16 protein-coding genes are annotated in these 17,852 nt (G+C 68.2%); 14 read left to right on the forward strand and 2 right to left on the reverse strand.

Annotation, left to right across the window (positions count from 1 at the left end):
- Positions 1 to 24 precede the first annotated feature (24 nt).
- The 7 genes from ABIC25_RS05415 to ABIC25_RS05445 all read left to right on the forward strand — a co-directional run bounded on the left by ABIC25_RS05415 (position 25) and on the right by ABIC25_RS05445 (position 7,195).
- Positions 25 to 513, forward strand: a complete 489-nt coding sequence (locus ABIC25_RS05415) for a F0F1 ATP synthase subunit B (protein WP_004021253.1) — start codon at positions 25 to 27, stop codon at positions 511 to 513.
- Positions 514 to 515: 2 nt separating this feature from the next.
- The gene (locus tag ABIC25_RS05420; protein ID WP_248645197.1) at positions 516 to 1,940 is read left to right on the forward strand and encodes a F0F1 ATP synthase subunit B/delta; all 1,425 of its coding nucleotides are present in this window, start codon (positions 516 to 518) and stop codon (positions 1,938 to 1,940) included.
- A gap of 89 nt (positions 1,941 to 2,029) precedes the next feature.
- Positions 2,030 to 3,658 (forward strand): F0F1 ATP synthase subunit alpha, encoded by a 1,629-nt coding sequence (atpA, locus tag ABIC25_RS05425; protein WP_004021255.1) that lies wholly within the window; start codon positions 2,030 to 2,032, stop codon positions 3,656 to 3,658.
- Between the two features lie 45 nt (positions 3,659 to 3,703).
- Positions 3,704 to 4,627, forward strand: a complete 924-nt coding sequence (locus tag ABIC25_RS05430) for a F0F1 ATP synthase subunit gamma (RefSeq protein WP_004021256.1) — start codon at positions 3,704 to 3,706, stop codon at positions 4,625 to 4,627.
- Between the two features lie 70 nt (positions 4,628 to 4,697).
- A complete protein-coding gene (gene atpD / locus ABIC25_RS05435; RefSeq protein WP_004021257.1) occupies positions 4,698 to 6,146 on the forward strand; it encodes a F0F1 ATP synthase subunit beta in 1,449 nt (482 codons plus the stop codon).
- 9 nt (positions 6,147 to 6,155) lie between these two features.
- Positions 6,156 to 6,536 (forward strand): F0F1 ATP synthase subunit epsilon, encoded by a 381-nt coding sequence (locus ABIC25_RS05440; RefSeq protein WP_004021258.1) that lies wholly within the window; start codon positions 6,156 to 6,158, stop codon positions 6,534 to 6,536.
- A 218-nt stretch (positions 6,537 to 6,754) separates the two neighbouring features.
- Positions 6,755 to 7,195 (forward strand): DUF2550 domain-containing protein, encoded by a 441-nt coding sequence (locus tag ABIC25_RS05445; protein WP_004021259.1) that lies wholly within the window; start codon positions 6,755 to 6,757, stop codon positions 7,193 to 7,195.
- Here ABIC25_RS05445 and ABIC25_RS05450 read toward each other — a convergent pair.
- On the reverse strand, positions 7,192 to 7,836 hold the full coding sequence (locus ABIC25_RS05450; protein WP_248645198.1) for a cob(I)yrinic acid a,c-diamide adenosyltransferase: 645 nt from the start codon (positions 7,834 to 7,836) through the stop codon (positions 7,192 to 7,194). The genes ABIC25_RS05445 and ABIC25_RS05450 overlap by 4 nt on opposite strands.
- A gap of 110 nt (positions 7,837 to 7,946) precedes the next feature.
- Here ABIC25_RS05450 and murA point away from each other — a divergent pair, with 110 nt between their 5' ends.
- The 7 genes from murA (at position 7,947) to ABIC25_RS05485 (ending at position 16,644) form a co-directional block, all read left to right on the forward strand.
- Positions 7,947 to 9,203 carry a UDP-N-acetylglucosamine 1-carboxyvinyltransferase gene (gene murA / locus ABIC25_RS05455; protein WP_064571519.1) on the forward strand — a complete coding sequence of 419 codons (1,257 nt, stop codon included), beginning with the start codon at positions 7,947 to 7,949 and terminating at the stop codon, positions 9,201 to 9,203.
- 139 nt (positions 9,204 to 9,342) lie between these two features.
- Positions 9,343 to 10,614 (forward strand): NDMA-dependent methanol dehydrogenase, encoded by a 1,272-nt coding sequence (gene mdo, locus ABIC25_RS05460; RefSeq protein ID WP_004021262.1) that lies wholly within the window; start codon positions 9,343 to 9,345, stop codon positions 10,612 to 10,614.
- 89 nt (positions 10,615 to 10,703) lie between these two features.
- Complete coding sequence (locus ABIC25_RS05465) at positions 10,704 to 11,816, forward strand: MadB family AAA-type ATPase (protein WP_248645199.1); 1,113 nt, start codon at positions 10,704 to 10,706, stop codon at positions 11,814 to 11,816.
- On the forward strand, positions 11,813 to 13,354 hold the full coding sequence (gene madC / locus ABIC25_RS05470) for a MadC family VWA domain-containing protein (protein WP_354560314.1): 1,542 nt from the start codon (positions 11,813 to 11,815) through the stop codon (positions 13,352 to 13,354). Before ABIC25_RS05465 ends, madC begins: the two co-directional genes overlap by 4 nt.
- Before the next feature lie 82 nt (positions 13,355 to 13,436).
- Positions 13,437 to 14,612 carry an iron-containing alcohol dehydrogenase gene (locus ABIC25_RS05475; RefSeq protein ID WP_004021265.1) on the forward strand — a complete coding sequence of 392 codons (1,176 nt, stop codon included), beginning with the start codon at positions 13,437 to 13,439 and terminating at the stop codon, positions 14,610 to 14,612.
- Positions 14,612 to 15,991 (forward strand): MadS family sensor histidine kinase, encoded by a 1,380-nt coding sequence (locus ABIC25_RS05480; protein WP_354560316.1) that lies wholly within the window; start codon positions 14,612 to 14,614, stop codon positions 15,989 to 15,991. Before ABIC25_RS05475 ends, ABIC25_RS05480 begins: the two co-directional genes overlap by 1 nt.
- Positions 15,988 to 16,644, forward strand: coding sequence for a MadR family response regulator transcription factor (locus ABIC25_RS05485; protein ID WP_354560318.1), 657 nt, complete (start codon positions 15,988 to 15,990; stop codon positions 16,642 to 16,644). Before ABIC25_RS05480 ends, ABIC25_RS05485 begins: the two co-directional genes overlap by 4 nt.
- 19 nt (positions 16,645 to 16,663) lie before the next feature.
- On the opposite strand, the gene mftM is transcribed toward ABIC25_RS05485, so the two are convergent.
- Positions 16,664 to 17,527, reverse strand: coding sequence for a mycofactocin oligosaccharide methyltransferase MftM (gene mftM, locus ABIC25_RS05490; RefSeq protein ID WP_354560320.1), 864 nt, complete (start codon positions 17,525 to 17,527; stop codon positions 16,664 to 16,666).
- Positions 17,528 to 17,852: the final 325 nt, after the last annotated feature.

Raw genomic sequence — 17,852 nt, forward strand, 5'->3', positions numbered from 1 at the left:
GAGTAGAAACGACACCTCACCACAATGACGCTTGCTGCAGAGAACTTCCTGCTCCCGAATGGAACGTTCTTCGTTGTCCTGCTCATCTTCGTGATTTTGCTGCTGGTCATCCGCAAGTTCGTGGTTCCGCCGATCCAGCAGGTCCTCGAGGAGCGGGACGCGATGATCCACCGCACCGTGGAGGACAACCGGACCGCCGCCGCCGAATTCGAGGATGCGGACGTGCAGTTCCGTTCGCTCCTCAAAGAGGCGCGCGGTGAGGCCACCGCCAAGCGCGACGATGCTCGCGCCCAGGGTCGTGAACAGCTGAACGAGATGAAGCATGCAGCGACCGCCGAGGCCGACGCCGCCCTGCAGTCGACCAGCTCCGAGCTGGCGGCGCAGGGTGAGCAGGCCGCCTCGACGGCTGCAGCTGATGTGGACGCACTCGCCAAGACACTTGCGGCGCGTGTGCTCGGTGTCGACTCGGCAACTCTTTCCGATACCCGATCGACGAGCGGAGCGGTGAACTGATCATGGCTGCCAACACTGAGACCGAGTCCGACCAGGGCCCCATCGGCACCTGGCTCCACGACATCGGTGCTGCGTTCGACCCCGCGATCTTCATCGCTCAGCTCTTCGGCTTCGCGGTCATCATCTTCCTGCTGTGGAAGTACGTCCGCCCGCCGGTGCAGAAGATGATGCGGGATCGACAGGAGACCGTCCGTCAGCAGCTCGCCGAGAGTGCGGCTGCCGCCAAGCGCGTCGACGACGGCAAGCAGGCACGTGAGAAGGCCGTCGCCGAGGCCAAGGCCGAGGCCGAGCAGATGCAGAAGGACGCCGCGGCCGATGCCGAGGCGATCACCTCCGACATCCGCGCCCAGGCTGATCACGAGGTCAAGCGCATCTCCGAGCACGGCCGCAACCAGGTCGCCCTGGTGCGTGCCAACCTGGTCCGTCAGTTGCGGACCGACCTCGGACTCACCGCCGTCGACAAGGCCGGCGAACTGGTGCGCAACCACCTGGCCGACGACTCGGCCCAGGCGGCCAGCGTCGACCGGGTGATCGACGAACTCGAGGAGATGTCGGCGGGTTCGTCGAACGCGGTCGCCTCGAGCGCCTCGCTCGTCGGTCTGCACGCCATGCGTGCGGCCAGCCGTGATGCCGCACTGGCCGTCTCCGAGAAATTCGATTCGGCGGCACTCGATCTCGACGGGTCGGCGCTCGCCGCCGCGTCGGGTGACCTCACCGCGGCGATCAACTTCCTCGGCGAGAACCCGGTGCTGCGCAAGCGTCTGGTCGAGGACGACGAGAACCCCGAGGGCAAGAAGGCCCTGGTGCACCGCCTGTTCGACGGCAAGGTCGCCCCGGTGGTCGTCGAGGTGCTCGCGACCGCCTCGAGTCAGCGGTGGTCGTCGTCGAGCGACTTCGTCGTCGGTCTGCGCCGCCAGAACTCACTGATCGTGCTCACCGCCGCCGAACGCGACGGGGTCATCGAGCAGGTCGAGGACGAGCTCTTCCGTGTGAGCCGAGTCCTCGAGGCCAACCCGCAGCTCTCCTCGCTGCTGTCGGACCACGGCAAGGACGCCGACAAGCGCGTCGACCTGCTCCAGAAGCTGGTCGGCGACAAGGTCGGCACCCACACCTGGACGTTGCTGTCCTCGACCGTGCGCCTGCTGCACGGCCAGGCCGCGGACGTCGCGGTCGATCAGCTCGCCGAGCTGGCCGCCGCCCGTCGCGGCGAGTCGGTCGCCCACGTGGTGTCCGCCTCACCGCTGTCGGACGCCCAGATCGATCGCCTGTCGAGCGTGCTCGGCGGAATCTACGGTCGGACCATCTCGGTGCAGACCGAGATCGCGCCGGAGCTGCTCGGCGGTCTCCGGATCAGCGTCGGCGACGAGGTCATCGACGCCGATGTCGCGACGCGACTGGCCAAGGCCGCGGAAACACTGCCGCGCTGACGAGTTCCTCACCCGACCACCCGAACCCACGAAGCCCCAGAGCTCAGACCTTTGAGTCTCAGAGCCACATCAAGGAAAGACGAGAACCCATGGCGGAGTTGACGATCTCACCAGACGAGATCAAGGGAGCGATCGAGCAGTACGTCTCGTCGTTCGAAGCCGAAGCGTCGCGCGACGAGGTCGGCATCATCACCGATACCTCGGACGGCATCGCTCACGTCAGCGGCCTTCCGAGCGCAATGGCCAACGAGCTCCTCGAGTTCCCGGGCGGCGTCCTCGGCGTCGCACTGAACCTCGACGAGGACGAGATCGGCGCCGTCATCCTGGGTGACTACGAGTCCCTGGAAGAAGGCCAGCAGGTCAGCCGTACCGGCGACGTGCTCTCCGTCCCCGTCGGCGACGCGTTCCTCGGACGCGTGGTCAACCCGCTGGGCGCCCCGATCGACGGTCAGGGCGACATCGAGGCCGACGAGCAGCGCGTCCTCGAGCTGCAGGCCGCGTCGGTGCTCGAGCGCCAGCCGGTCGAGGAGTCCCTCGCCACCGGTATCAAGGCCATCGACGCCATGACCGCCATCGGCCGCGGACAGCGTCAGCTCGTCATCGGCGACCGCAAGACCGGCAAGACCGCGGTCTGCATCGACGCGATCCTCAACCAGAAGGCCAACTGGGAGACCGGCGACCCCTCCAAGCAGGTCCGCTGCATCTACGTCGCCATCGGTCAGAAGGGTTCGACCATCGCGGGCGTCAAGTCGGCGCTCGAAGAGGCCGGCGCGATGGAGTACACCACCATCGTCGCGGCTCCCGCGTCCGACTCGGCCGGCTTCAAGTGGCTCGCCCCGTACACCGGCTCGGCCATCGGCCAGCACTGGATGTACCAGGGCAAGCACGTCCTCATCGTGTTCGACGACCTGACCAAGCAGGCCGAGGCCTACCGCGCGATCTCGCTGCTGCTGCGTCGTCCGCCGGGCCGCGAGGCATACCCCGGTGACGTCTTCTACTTGCACTCCCGTCTGCTGGAGCGTTGCGCGAAGCTGTCCGACGAACTCGGTGGCGGTTCGATGACCGGCCTGCCGATCATCGAGACCAAGGCCAACGACGTCTCGGCCTTCATCCCGACCAACGTCATCTCGATCACCGACGGACAGGTGTTCCTGGAGTCGGACCTCTTCAACAAGGGCGTCCGTCCCGCCATCAACGTCGGCACCTCGGTGTCGCGCGTCGGTGGTGCCGCACAGACCAAGGGCCTCAAGAAGGTCTCGGGTTCGCTGCGTCTGGAGCTGGCCCAGTTCCGCGAGCTGGAGGCCTTCTCGGCCTTCGCCTCCGACCTCGACGACGCGTCGAAGGCGCAGCTCGAGCGCGGTGCCCGGTGGGTCGAGATGCTCAAGCAGGACCAGTACAGCCCCTTCTCGGTCGAGGACCAGATCGTCTCGATCTACCTCTGCGGTGAGGGCCACTACGACTCGGTCCCGGTCGACGACGTGCGCAACTTCGAGACCCAGCTGCTGAGCCACCTGCACCACAACGCGACCGGTGTCTACGACTCGATCGCCGGCGGCAAGGTGCTCACCGACGACCAGGCAGAGGCCCTGATCGCCGAGACCAACAAGTTCAAGAACGGCTACCTCACCCACGACGGCCGTCGTGTCGTCAACGAGGCCGAGGCCGAGGCGATGGATGCCGACAACGTCGAGAACGAAGAGATCAAGATCCGCAAGTGATCTCACTCGTCAACGGACATCGCGAAAAGGAAGGGGTGAGGGCTCATGGCCAGCATTCGTGAGCTGCGCTCACGCATCCGGTCGGTCCAGTCGACCAAGAAGATCACCAAGGCTCAGGAGCTGATCGCGACCTCGCGTATCACCAAGGCCCAGGGACGGGTGGCCGCGGCCAAGCCGTACTCGCAGGAGATGACCGCCGTGCTCTCGGAGCTGGCGAGCAACTCGGGATCGCTGGACAACCCGCTGCTCAACGAGCGGGAGAACCCGAAGCGCGCCGCGATCCTGGTCGTGACCAGTGACCGCGGAATGTGTGGCGGTTACAACGCCAACGTGCTCAAGGCGACCCGCGAGCTCATCGCACTCCTGCGCGACGAGGGCAAAGAGGCGGTCCTGTTCGTGATGGGCCGCAAGGGTGTCGGGTTCTTCAGCTTCCGTGGTCTGGAGATCTCGGACTCGTGGACGGGCTTCTCGGAGTCCCCGCAGTACTCCGATGCCGCGACCGCGACCAGCTTCCTGGTGGATCTCTTCCAGGCCGGTTCGGGCACCGAGGTCGATCGTCCGGAAGGTGACGGCAAGCTCGAGGGCGTCGACGAGCTCCATCTGGTCTACACCCGCTTCCAGTCGATGCTGGCGCAGGTGCCCGAGGTCCGGCGGGTCGCCCCGCTGGTCGTCTCCGAAGACGATGACTCGTCCGACGACACCCCGTCGCGCAACTACACCTTCGAGCCCGGGGCCGAGACACTGCTCGACGCGCTGCTGCCGAAGTACGTGGCGACGCGGGTCTACGCGGCACTGCTGGATTCGTCGGCTTCGGAATCGGCCGCGCGCCGTACCGCGATGAAGGCCGCGACCGACAACGCCGAGGAACTGTCCAAGTCGTTGTCGCGCGAGGCCAACCAGCTCCGCCAGGCCCAGATCACCCAGGAAATCAGCGAGATCGTCGGCGGCTCGAGCGCACTGGCGAACTAGCCGTCTGCGCCAGACGAGCCCGGATCGACGAGAACCCATACTTCGATAAAGAGGAAGTGACCCAAGCACCATGACCGCAGCAGTAGAAACCCCCTCCGCGAAGTCGGCGGGTTCCGCCGACGGGCGGGTCGTCCGCATCATCGGCCCCGTGGTCGACGTCGAGTTCCCGCGGGGCTCGATTCCTGAACTGTTCAACGCCCTCCACGCCGAGGTCGCCCTCTCCTCGGTCGCCAAGACGCTGACCCTCGAGGTCGCCCAGCATCTCGGTGACAACCTGGTGCGCACCATCTCGATGCAGCCGACCGACGGCCTGGTCCGCGGCGCGGCTGTGTCCGACACCGGCAAGTCGATCGTCGTGCCGGTCGGTGACGTCGTCAAGGGTCACGTCTTCAACGCCCTCGGTGACTGCCTCGACAGCCCGGGCCTCGGCCGCGACGGCGAGCAGTGGAGCATCCACCGCAAGCCGCCGGCCTTCGACGAGCTCGAGGGCAAGACCGAGATCCTCGAGACCGGCATCAAGGTCATCGACCTGCTGACCCCGTACGTCAAGGGCGGCAAGATCGGTCTGTTCGGTGGTGCGGGCGTCGGCAAGACCGTCCTCATCCAGGAGATGATCACGCGTATCGCGCGTGAGTTCTCCGGCACCTCGGTGTTCGCCGGCGTCGGCGAGCGCACCCGTGAGGGCACCGACCTCCACCTCGAGATGGAGGAGATGGGCGTTCTCCAGGACACCGCCTTGGTGTTCGGCCAGATGGACGAGCCGCCGGGCACGCGTATGCGCGTGGCTCTCTCGGCGCTGACCATGGCGGAGTACTTCCGCGATGTGAAGCACCAGGACGTGCTGCTCTTCATCGACAACATCTTCCGCTTCACGCAGGCCGGCTCGGAGGTCTCGACCCTCCTCGGTCGTATGCCGTCCGCGGTCGGTTACCAGCCGACCCTGGCCGACGAGATGGGTGAGCTCCAGGAGCGCATCACCTCGACGAAGGGTCGCTCGATCACCTCGCTGCAGGCGATCTACGTCCCCGCCGACGACTACACCGACCCGGCGCCGGCCACCACGTTCGCTCACCTCGATGCGACCACCGAGCTCTCGCGTCCGATCTCGCAGCTGGGTATCTACCCCGCCGTGGACCCGCTGACCTCGACCTCGCGCATCCTCGAGGCGTCGATCGTGGGCGACGAGCACTTCCGCGTCGCCAACGAGGTCAAGCGCATCCTGCAGAAGTACAAGGAGCTGCAGGACATCATCGCCATCCTCGGTATGGACGAGCTCTCCGAAGAGGACAAGGTCACGGTGCAGCGCGCGCGCCGTATCCAGAAGTTCCTCGGCCAGAACTTCCTCGTCGCCGAGAAGTTCACCGGCCAGAAGGGCTCGGTCGTCCCGCTCGCCGACACCATCGAGGCCTTCGACCGTGTCGCCAAGGGCGAGTTCGACCACCTGCCCGAGCAGGCGTTCAACAGCTGCGGTGGACTCGACGACGTGGAGGCCGCCGCCGCCAAGATCAGCGGAAAGTAGCGATTCGCCATGGCTGAGAAGTCCTTCCACGTGGAGGTTGTCTCCGCGGATCAGAGCCTGTACTCGGGAGAGGCCACGTTCGTGATCGCGCAGACCACCGTCGGTGAGCTGGGTGTCCTGGCCAACCACGAGCCGCTCCTGGGCCAGCTGGTCCCGGGTGGCTTCGTGGTCATCGTCGAGGAGAACGGCAACCGTCGTGCGGCTGCGGTCGAGGGCGGGTTCCTCTCCGTCACCGGCGAGGCCGTGACGGTGCTGGCGGAGTCTGCCGACTGGGCCGACGACGTCGACGTCAACGCGGAGAAGACCGCGCTCGACGAGGCGGAGCCGGATTCGCCGGAGTACCACCGTGCTCACGCGCGTCTGACTGCGGCACAACACCTTTCACGCTAGAACGGCCCGCGCGAGCGGTCTGGGTTCAACAAGCGGCCTCGGCCGGCCATCGGGAGAGATCCGATGGCCGGCCGAGGCCGTTTGGCGTGTCATGTGCAGGTTCTGGCATGCTTGTCATCACAGCCCCCTGTCCCGCGTGTGCGCAGCCCGAGCCGTCTTGAGCCCTACCGGGTTCGACGCTTTCGCCCGCACGCGGTGACTGCACGAAGGAGTAGGTGATGTCGCTGGCGGTCGTGTTGCTCAGTGTGCTGCTGGCGGTGGCGGTCCTGTTGTGCGCCTTCTTGACGATTCGTCTCGCCCAGCTCCGGCGTGCCGGCACGCCGGTCCTGCTGCGCACCGTGCCCGCCGCGGTCGACGAGGGATGGCGGCACGGCACCGTGCACTACAGCGATCACTCGCTCCGGTACTACCGCCTCACGTCCCTGAAACCGGGACCGAACGTGACGTTCGCCCGACAGGGCATGGAGATCTCCGGTCGTCGAGCGCCGGAGGGGACCGAGACCGAGATCCTCGACGGGATGCTCATCCTGCAGGTGCAGTCGGCCGGCCAGGCCGACGACGATTACGAACTGGCGATGGGCCCGGGTGCGGTGACCGCGTTCCAGTCCTGGCTGGAATCCCGGCAGTCCGCGCGATCGCAGCGGCGCAAGAGCGCCTAGGACTCGCGCTTCGAGGCCGGCCGCTGTCGGCTACCGCCCGGAACCCACTTGACGTCACCGGGTGTGTCCGCGCCTTGCTGGTCGCCTCCCGCGGTGGGGCGAGTGCGGTTCGCGACCCGCGACAGGATGAACAGCAGGTCGGACAACCGGTTGAGGTACTTGGCCGGCAAGACGCTCGTGTCGTCCGGATGAGCCGACACCGCGGCCCACGCCGACCGTTCCGCTCGCCTGGTCACCGTTCGTGCCTGGTGCAACAGGGCGGCAAGGGGCGTGCCGCCCGGCAGGATGAAGGAGTCCAGCGCGGGCAGCTCGGCGCCGAAGGCGTCGCACCACCGCTCGAGTGCGTCGATGTAGTCCTGCGCGATGCGCAACGGCGGGTACTGGGGATCCTCGACGACGGGTGTGGACAGGTCGGCTCCGGCGTCGAAGAGATCGTTCTGGACGGTGGTGAGGACCGCTCGGATGTCGTCGGGTACCTCTCCGCCGAGTGCCAGGGCGAGACCGATGGTGGCATTCGCCTCGTCGCAGTCGGCGTAGGCGACCACGCGCGGATCGGTCTTGGGAACCCGGGAGAAGTCGCTCAGTCCGGTGGAGCCGTCGTCACCGGTCCGGGTGTAGATCCTCGTCAGGTGTACCGCCATGCGTCGAATGTACTGCGCGATGGCCGGGTGGCCCGACGCGCGGTCTCGGACGTGCGGGGTCGGACCCACTGGGCCGGGGGCCGCGAACCCGGGCGGTTAAGGTGGCAGGCGTGAGCGATCGGTTTCTGGTGTCCGGGGGAGCGCGTCTGTCCGGCGAGGTGGCAGTGGGTGGCGCGAAGAACAGCGTCCTGAAACTCATGGCCGCGGCCCTCCTCGCCGAGGGGACGACCGTGCTGACCAATGCACCCGAGATCGCCGACGTCCCGCTGATGGCCGACGTGCTCCGCGGTCTGGGTGCGGTCGTCGAGATGGATGGCGAGACGGTCACCATCACCGCTCCCGCCGAGCCGAAATTCCACGCCGATTTCGCGGCGGTCCGTCAGTTCCGCGCCTCGGTCTGCGTCCTCGGCCCGTTGATGGCGCGGTGCCATCGCGCGGTCGTCGCGCTGCCCGGCGGCGACGCGATCGGCTCGCGGCCGCTCGACATGCATCAGGCGGGTCTGCGCGCGCTCGGCGCCACGAGCACCATCGAGCACGGTTGTGTGGTGGCCGAGGCCGACACCCTGGTCGGCGCTCCGATCGCGCTGGAGTTCCCGTCGGTGGGTGCGACCGAGAACATCCTCATGGCCGCGGTGCTCGCCGAGGGACAGACCACCATCGACAACGCCGCGCGTGAGCCCGAGATCGTCGACCTCTGCGTGATGCTGCAGCAGATGGGCGCACAGATCGACGGTGCCGGCACCTCGACCCTGACCGTCGTCGGTGTCGACCGACTGCATCCGACGACCCACCGGGTGGTCGGGGACCGCATCGTCGGCGCGACCTGGGGTATCGCGGCCGCGATGACCCGCGGTGACGTCACCGTGCGCGGCGTGAAACCCGAACACCTGCAGTTGGTTCTGAACAAACTGGGCGACACCGGGGCCGTGGTCGACACCTTCGACGACGGCTTCCGGGTCCGGCACGACCGCCGGCCCACCGCCGTCAACGTGTCCACCCTGCCGTTCCCCGGCTTTCCCACCGATCTGCAACCGATGGCGATCGGTCTGGCCGCGATCTCCGACGGCATGTCGGTCATCACCGAGAACGTCTTCGAGGCCCGCTTCCGCTTCGTCGAGGAGATGGTCCGTCTCGGGGCCGACGCCCGGACCGACGGCCACCACGCGGTCATCCGCGGGATCGACCGCCTGTCGAGCGCGCCGGTCTGGTGCTCGGACATCCGCGCCGGCGCCGGCCTCGTGCTGGCCGGGCTCGTCGCCGACGGGGTGACCGAGGTGCACGACGTCGAGCACATCGATCGCGGATACCCCCACTTCGTGGAGATCCTGCGCAGTCTCGGCGGCGAGATCGAGCGCGTGCGCGACTGAACCCTGTCCGATCGGACAGGTGCCGGCCCGTCCGGCCGGGTGCACTGTAGTCGAGTACGGGCAGGACCCCTTGTCCCGGTTGTGATCTGGGCGACATTCTCGTTGTGACAGACCCAACCGTCACAAGGAGTTCACCACCATGGCCATTGAGCTGAACCAGATCTGGGACTTCCCGATCAAGGAGTTCCACCCGTTCCCGAAGGCGAAGCTGGGTGTCGGCGCGCACGACATGCTCGGTGTCGAGGCCAAGGATCTGGGCATGACCCGCGCACTGCTGATGACCACGGGGTTGCGCGGTTCCGGGATCATCGAGGAACTGATCGGCAAGATCGAGTACCAAGGCGTCGACGTCGTCCTCTACGACCAGGTGGAGTCCAACCCCAAGGACTACAACTGCATGGACGCCGCGGCCCTCTACCAGTCGGAGAAGTGCGACGGCATCATCTCGGTGGGCGGCGGGTCCAGTCATGATGCCGCCAAGGGCGCCCGCATGGTCATCGCGCACGACGGCCGCAACATCAACGAGTTCGAGGGCTTCTCCAAGGCCACCAACAAGGAGAACCCCAAGCACATCGCGGTCTCGACCACGGCCGGCACGGGGTCGGAGACCTCCTGGGCGTACGTCATCACCGACACCTCGGACATGAACAAGCCGCACAAGTGGGTGGCGTTCGACGACACGTGTCTCGTCGACCTGGCGATGGACGACCCGCTGCTCTACTACACGTGCCCCGAACACTTCACCGCGTTCTGTGGCTTCGACGTGCTTGCCCACGCGAGCGAGCCGTACGTCTCGCGTCTGGACTTCGCACCGTCACTGGGCAATGCCAAGTACTCGATCGAGCTGATCCGCGACCATCTGCGCACCGCCGTGTACGACCCGCGGAACCTGGCGGCCCGCACCGGGATGATGTACGCGCAGTACATCTCCGCGCAGGCGTTCAACTCCGGCGGTCTCGGTCTCGTGCACTCGCTGTCGCATGCGGTGAGCGCGTTCTACGACAGCCATCACGGGCTGAACAACGCCATCGCCCTGCCCCGCGTCTGGGAGTACAACCTGCCGTCTCGCTACGAGCGTTACGCCGAGATCGCCGCGCTGCTCGGTGTCGACACGTCGAAGATGACGACGGTCCAGGCCGCCGACGCCGCCGTCGAGGAGGCCATCCGCCTGGGCAAGGACCTCGGTATCCCGGACAACTTCGGTCAACTGTCGACGAGCAGCTACGACAAGAACCGCATGAACACCGGCAAGTACGAGGGCCGCGGCGAGACCATGGACACCTCGGACAAGCAGATCCGCGCGATCGCCGAGCACATGATGGACGACTGGTGCACGCCGGGCAACCCGCGTGAGAGCACCGTCGAATCGCTGATCCCGATGGTGGCGCACGCCTTCACCGGCAGCTACTGATCCGTCCTGCCCGCCCGCCTGATCCGAACCCGCCTGATCCGAACCCGCCCGATCCGAGAGCCACAGGCCGACAAGGAGTCCGACATCCGATGACGCACGTCTGCGCACCTCGGGAAACGCCCGAGGACATCACCCGGGACACCCCGGACAGCCGTTCCTTCCCGTCCGTGGAGGAGCTGACCGACGCGCTGGGTGGGCAGGGCTACCTGATCGGTCCGGAACTGGCGGTCGTCGTCCATCTCGCGACACTCCTCGACCGGCCCCTCCTGCTGGAGGGGCCGGCCGGGGTCGGCAAGACGGAGCTGGCGAAAGCGCTGGCGGCGGCGTCGGGGCGCGAGCTCGTCCGGCTGCAGTGTTATGAGGGTCTCGACGAGTCGCGCGCCCTGTACGAATGGGATTACGCGCGACAGCTTCTCCATGTGCAGATGCTGCGCGATCGGATCAGTGTCGAACTCGCTGCCGAGACGACCCTCTCGGCCGCCAGTTCGGCGCTGGCGCGCGCCGAGGTCGGCGTCTACACCGAGGACTTCCTGGTGGCCCGGCCGCTGATGGCGGCCATCACGTCGCCGTCGCCGACGGTCCTGCTCGTCGACGAGATCGACCGCACCGACGAGGCGATGGAGGCGGTCATGCTCGAGGTCCTCGCCGAGCGTCAGGTGACCGTCCCCGAACTCGGGACGTTCACCGCCCGATCGTCGCCGTGGGTCATCCTGACCTCCAACGACACCCGCGAACTCTCGCCGGCGCTCAAGCGTCGCTGCCTGCACTTCCAGGTCGACTACCCGGACCCGCAGACCGAGCGGGACATCGTCGCGGTCCGTGCGCCCGACGTCGAGGAAGCGATCATCGGTGAGGTGGTCGATCTCGCGCGTCGTCTCCGGGACCTCCCGTTGCGCAAGAGTCCGTCCATCGCAGAGGTGATCGACGCGGCGCGAGCCGCCTCCTACCTCGGCGCACGCGACGGGCAACCGGGAAGACCGATCGGCGCGGATGACCACGGTGCTCTGCTCGCCCTGCTCGTGAAGTTCGGCTCCGACGGTGAGATCGCCCGGCGCGCACTGTCCGCCGGCGCCGACTCCGGTGGGTCAACGGCGGTCGGGTCACCCGTCGGGGTCGACGGGACGACGCCCGGCGGGTCGGTGACCGCCCGTGCGTTCGGTGCCGGGCGTGCCCGCAGTGCGGGTAGCCGCCCGGGCCGATGACCCCGATGTCGGTCGTCGCGTCGAGGCGTGCCGACCCGCTCGACCTGCTCGCGGTCACGTTCGGACGGGTCCTGCGGAGCTCGGGGGTCGCGGCCTCGCCCGCCGAGGTCATCGAGATCCGCCGGACCCTGTCGATGGTCGGTGCCGCCGAGCCGGTGGTCCTGCGTGCGGCGCTACAGAGCGTGTGCGTGAAATACGGTTATGAGACAGCGGGTTTCGAGCGTGCCTTCGCACTGTTCTTCCTCGGCGCCGACCCCGATCAGCCGGATGAGGACGACCTTCCCCGGGTCCGTGGCGTCGCGGCTGATCTGCCCGACGACGTGGTCTGGGACGACGAGTTCGAGGGCGCTGCCCGCCAGATAGGGGCCGACGAACACACCGATGAGATCGGCCACTTGATGGCCGATGATCCCGATGCCGCGCACCGTGACGCCGAGAGCGCTCACCGGGAGGAGAACGACTTCAGCGTGTCGGCCGGCGCCGAACAGCTCGGCGTCGACCCGGACGGCGGCACGACCGGTGGGGGAGTGACGTACACGGTCGAGGTCGACATCGCCGACTCGGCGACCGTCGGCGAGCTGACCGGATCGGCGGCCCGGGTCTCGAGCCGGCCGCTCGGGCTGACCGGCGCCCACGCCATCCTCGCTGCGCTCGACGCCTACGATCCGCGCAAGGCATACGGCGCCGACGGCAACGAGGATCTCGGCGAGGCCCGGCGGGCCGAACTCGAACGCGCACTCGGTGCCTTTGTCGATGCGCTGGTTGCCCGGCTGGACGCCGACGGCGGCGTCGAGGCGGTGTCCGGGTCCGACCGGCCGGCCGAGGGGTACGTCGACCAGGCCGTGATCGATCGCGCCTGCCACCGGCTGATCCAGCGCATGCGCGGCGCACCGCGCCGGGTGGTCCGCCCGGTCGACCGCGGCGCCCTCGACATCCGCGCGACCATGCGCGCGGCGGTCGCGACCGACGGCGTGCCCGCCGAACTGTGGCGGCGCCGCAGGCGGCCCGGTCCGGTCCGGATGCTGGTACTCGTCGACGTCTCGCTGTCGGTCCGCCCGGTCACCGGGTTCATCCTGCGTCTGGCACAGACACTGCACCGCTTCGGCGACCGATGTGAGGTCGTCGCGTTCGTCGATCGGCCGGTGCGCGTCACGACCGCCCTGCGGACCGCGGCGGCCGACTCGGCTCTCGCGGCGGTGCTCGCCGCCGACGGTCTAAATCTCGCCGCGACGAGCGACTACGGGCGGATGTTCGGCGAGTTGCTGGGCGATTTCGGGGACCTGATCAGCAGGCGGACGTCGGTGCTCGTCGTCGGGGACGCGCGCAGCAACGGACTCGACCCACGTGTCGACCTCGTCGCCGAGGTCGGCCGCCGGTCGCATCGGATCGCCTGGATCACACCGGAACCCGAACGGTACTGGTCGCAATCCGGCTGCGCGATGGCCGACTACGCCGAACACTGCAGTGGTGTCGTCAGCGTTCGAGACGGTGCCGAGATGCTCGCGCGCTGCGACGAGTTGGGTGCGGCGCTCAGATGAGGTGGGTAGCGTCGGGGTACCGGTGAGCCGGGACGGTCGGTGTGGTGGTTGTGATCGGGGCAGAGGACGAGAGGCAGGTCGGATGCTGGGTGATGCGCGCCGGCGGACATCGGGCCAGGTCGCCAAGTTCCACACGCCGGAGATCGTCCTGGGACCGGGCGCGTTCGGGGAGGTGCCGGTCGCGACGGCGGGACTCGGGATGCGCCGGCCGTTCGTGGTCAGCGACCGCTGTCTGGAACGCACACCCTGGTACGCGCAGCTGATTGCCGGGCTGCGGGCCGGCGGCCTCGATGCGGCCTCCTACCTGGATGTGTCGCCCAACCCGCGGTCCGGCGAGGTCGCGGCCGCGTTTCTCGCGTACAAGGCGCACGACGCCGACGGACTCGTCGCCCTGGGCGGAGGCTCGGTGATCGACGCCGCCAAAGGGGTGGCCGTGCTGGCCGCCAACGGGGGTCACATCCTCGAATACGAGGGAATCGACCGCGCCCGGCGCCCACTCCCGCCGCTCATCGCGGTGCCGACAACGGCCGGCAGCGGCGCGGACGTCTCCCAGTTCTGCATCATCAACGACGCCGAGCGGCGCACGAAGGTGACCATCATCGGGCGGTCGCTCGTGCCGGACGTGACGGTGAGCGACCCGACCCTGCTGATGACCGCCCCGGCCGAGGTCACCGCTCAGGTCGGGATGGACGTGCTGACCCACTGCGTCGAGGCCTATGTCTCGCTCGCACATGGACGTCTCACGGATTCGCTTGCGCTGGAATCGATCCGCGGGGTATGGACGCATCTCGAGCGGCTCGTCGACGACCCGCGGGACGCAGTGGCGGCCGAGGAGATGTCGCTGGCCGCGCTGCGTGCCGGGATGGCGTTCACCAATGCGATCCTCGGCGCGACCCACGCGATGAGTCACCCGGTCGGCGGGCACTGCGACGCCCCGCACGGTGCGATCAACGCCGTCCTGCTGCCGCACGTGATCCGGTACAACGCCCACGTGTGTGCGGACGGATTCGTCGACCTGGCCGACGCCATCGGGGTCGAGACCTCCGGCGACGCCCGGACCGTCGCCGACCGGCTCGCCGACGCCGTCGCCGCGCTCGGCGCCCGGGTGGGCATGCCGGCATCGCTCGAACCGCTGGGCGTGCGCACCACCGACCTCGACCGCCTCACCACCCACGCGCTGGCCGATTCGTGCATGACCACCAACCCGCGGCGACCGCAGGCCGCGGGCATCCGGGACCTCTACGCCGAAGCGCTCTGATGACCGGTCCGTCACCCGAGCGGAGCGCTCTTCCGGAACAGGCCGACCTCGACAGCCTGGTCGGACTCCGCAGTGTCAAGGGGAGTCACTACGCGGCGCTTCGCGGCGTCGAGGCGCGGCTGAGCCGCGTGGTCGGTGCGCTCGAGCGGATCTCGCGCGCTCTCGTCCGCACAGCCGAAGGCCCCGAAGCGCTGGTCATCGCGGTGGTCGAGGCAGCCCGCGACCACCTCGGCGCGGACTGGGTCGTCTTCGCGCTCGCGGACGGGCGGCTGGAACAATCGGCCCCGCGTCACCTCATCAGCGCGGGCAGCGGCCGGCTCTACGCCTTCGAAGGATCCGAACGGGCCGCCGCCCCCGACGACCTGCCCGACGAGGTACTGAACCGGCTCAACGACATCCTGCGCGGGCACGAGACCGTCCTGCACGGCGCGATCCTGCAGGAGGACCACGTTCACGTGCCGGTCGAACTCGATGGCAGCGTCGTCGGGGGACTGTCGGCCTGGACACCGGTCGGTCGACTGGTCGACCCCACCGACCTGGTCGTCCTGCGCATCCTGGCCAGCCAGGCGATCGTCGCATTGCTCAACGCCGAGCTGTTCTCCGAGACCGACCGCCACGCAACGGAACTGGCGAAGCGCAACACCGAACTGGAGCGCACCCAGCGGGAGCTGTCGGCCGCGATGCGGGCGACCGTGCTCAACGAGGAGCGCGCCCGGATCGCCCGGGAACTCCACGACTCGGTGACCCAGTCGGTGCTGTCGGCAGGCGTGCAGATCGAACTGTGCCGCGACCTCGTCGAGGGCCCCGCGCTCGATCGCCTGGAGATGGCCGGCCGGCTGACCAAGGAGGCCGTCGAACAATTGCGGTCGTTCATCTACGCGCTCAACAACGCGACGAACGCACCGTCGCCGAGTGTCCGCGACGTCCTGACCGAACTGTGCTCGCTGCACATGCCCCCGGACCTGCGGACGGCCGTCCACGTTCGGGGCCGGTCGCGTGAGCTCGCCGACGAGGTGCAGCACGCCCTCCTGCGGATCGCCGGCGAGGCGCTGTTCAACGCCGCCGTCCATGCCCGCGCCCACCAGGTCACCGTGACGCTCACCTATTCGGCGGGCACCGTCGGACTGTCGGTCGACGACGACGGCGTCGGCGACCCCGAGCATCTGCGCCGGGTGATGCGCACCGCGTCGCTCGGCGATCTCACGGCCGGTCGGCACCGCGGCCTCGCGAACATGTCGTATCGCGCCGCCGAACTCGGGGGCGAGCTCCGGATCCGCCGGTCGCGCATCGGCGGGATCCGGGTCGCCGTAACGCTCCCGTTCGACACGGTGAGCACCGCCAACGCCGACGGTCGGCTCGAAACAAAGGAGTTCGGTTGAGCGGCAACGCCATCAGACGTCCCATCCGCACACTGCTCGTCGACGACCACGCTCTGCTGCGCCAGGGCATGCGGTCGCTGCTGGAGCGCGAAGACGTGGTCGACGTGGTCGGGGAGGCGGGTTCGGCCGACGCCGCGCTCGCCGAGGTGAACGCGCACCGTCCTGATGTCGTGGTCGTCGACCTCAAGCTGTCCGCCGGCACCGAGTACGAGGGCCTGCGTCTCATCAAGGAGATCGCGCAGCGCCACCCGGAGGTCGCGGCGTTGGTGCTCACGACGTTCCTCGACGATGACCTGGTGGTGCGCGCCGTGCGGGCGGGAGCCCGGGGGTACGTGGTCAAGGACGTCGACACGACCGAACTCGTGCGCGCGATCCAGGCCGTGTCCGGCGGCGGCAGCGCGTTCGACCCACGCAGCGCGGCAGTCGTGTTGCGTGCGGTGTCAGGCGAGAACGAGCCGTCCGAGGCACTCAGTGACCGGGAGCGTGAGGTGCTCCGGCTGCTCGCCGACGGACTGTCCAACAAGCGGATCGGCGAGACGCTCTACATCTCGGAGTCGACCGTGAAGTTCCACATCCGCAACATCATTCGCAAGCTAGGTGTGTCCAAGCGGACCGATGCGGTGTACATCGCCAGCAAGCGCGGGCTGATCTGAGGCGGTGCCCCGTTCGGGGTCAGTGTGCGGGGGTGAGGACGAGCCAGCCGCCGTGATCGACGACGACCTCGGCCTCGGCGTGCGGGACCGCGCGTGCCCAGTCGTACAGGTCGTCTTCGGTGAGTCGGACCAGGTGGCCGAAGTGCGGACTCGGTTCGTCCTCGAACGGCACACCGATGATCACGCGTCGGCGGGCGACCCGCAGCGCTTCGCCGATCGCGGTGTGCGCGCCTGCAGGGTCGAGGTGCTCGAGTAGATGGATGAGGGTGACGGTGTCGGCCGACTGGTCGGCGTAGGGGAGGGCGGTCGCGTTCCCGACCGACGCGGCGACGGGCAGACCGCGCCGGCGCGCAGCGCGGGAGAGCAGCGACACCGCTCCGGGTGAGATGTCGCAGGCGGAGACCCGGAGGCCGTCCACAGCGCACGCGAGGGCGAAGAAGCCGAAGCACGATCCGACCTCGAGGACGGTCCGGCCGGAGATGAGCCTGCGCGCACGCTCGTGCACTGGCGCGAATGCCGATGCGCCCGTACGCAGTTCGCGCAGCGAGTTGTCGTAGAAGGCCGACCAGGCATCGTCGGACGTGGCCGCCGAGGTGCGGATGATGCCCATCGCCGCCGACTCGAACTGCTCCTGGCCGGCCAGCAGCCCGGCTTCGACGAGAGCCACGAGTCCGTCGACCACCACCGCATCGGAGATGCTGCGTTCGTCGAAGGGATGGGCGATGTGCAGGATTCCTGCCTGCCGACGCCAGGAGAGGAGACCACAACGTGTGAAGCCCGAGGGGACAAGCGGAGATCGGCGAACACGCGGTGGGGGTCGGAGTGCCGGCGACGCGTCGACAGACGTGGTGGTGGGGGTCGTTGCCAGATCGATCGCGGTCATGTGTCGACGGTAAGAGCGTCCTGACCTGCGCATAACTGCCCGAGAGGGGGTGATGACCTGACCAAAAGGATGGTTTGCGACGCACGTCACATCGCTGTGATTCGTCGGTTTGTCCGCGCGGCAGCGCATTTCGGCGCCGACCGATGAGCTGTGACCTGCACGGATGGCGAGTACGACGGGCGGCGAACAGGCGATTTGACCCCGGCGATCCCGTTGCGTAACTTTCTTCAAGTCAGCGAGCCACGGCGCCGCCCCGGAGGGCCTGAGAGGGTCTGATGGCGGGGAGTGGAGACCGGGTTTTTCGTTGGCCGCCCCTTGTTTGTTC

Origin of the sequence: Gordonia sp. PvP123, from assembly GCF_040547295.1 — a bacterium.
Taxonomy (GTDB): Bacteria; Actinomycetota; Actinomycetes; order Mycobacteriales; family Mycobacteriaceae; genus Gordonia; species Gordonia terrae.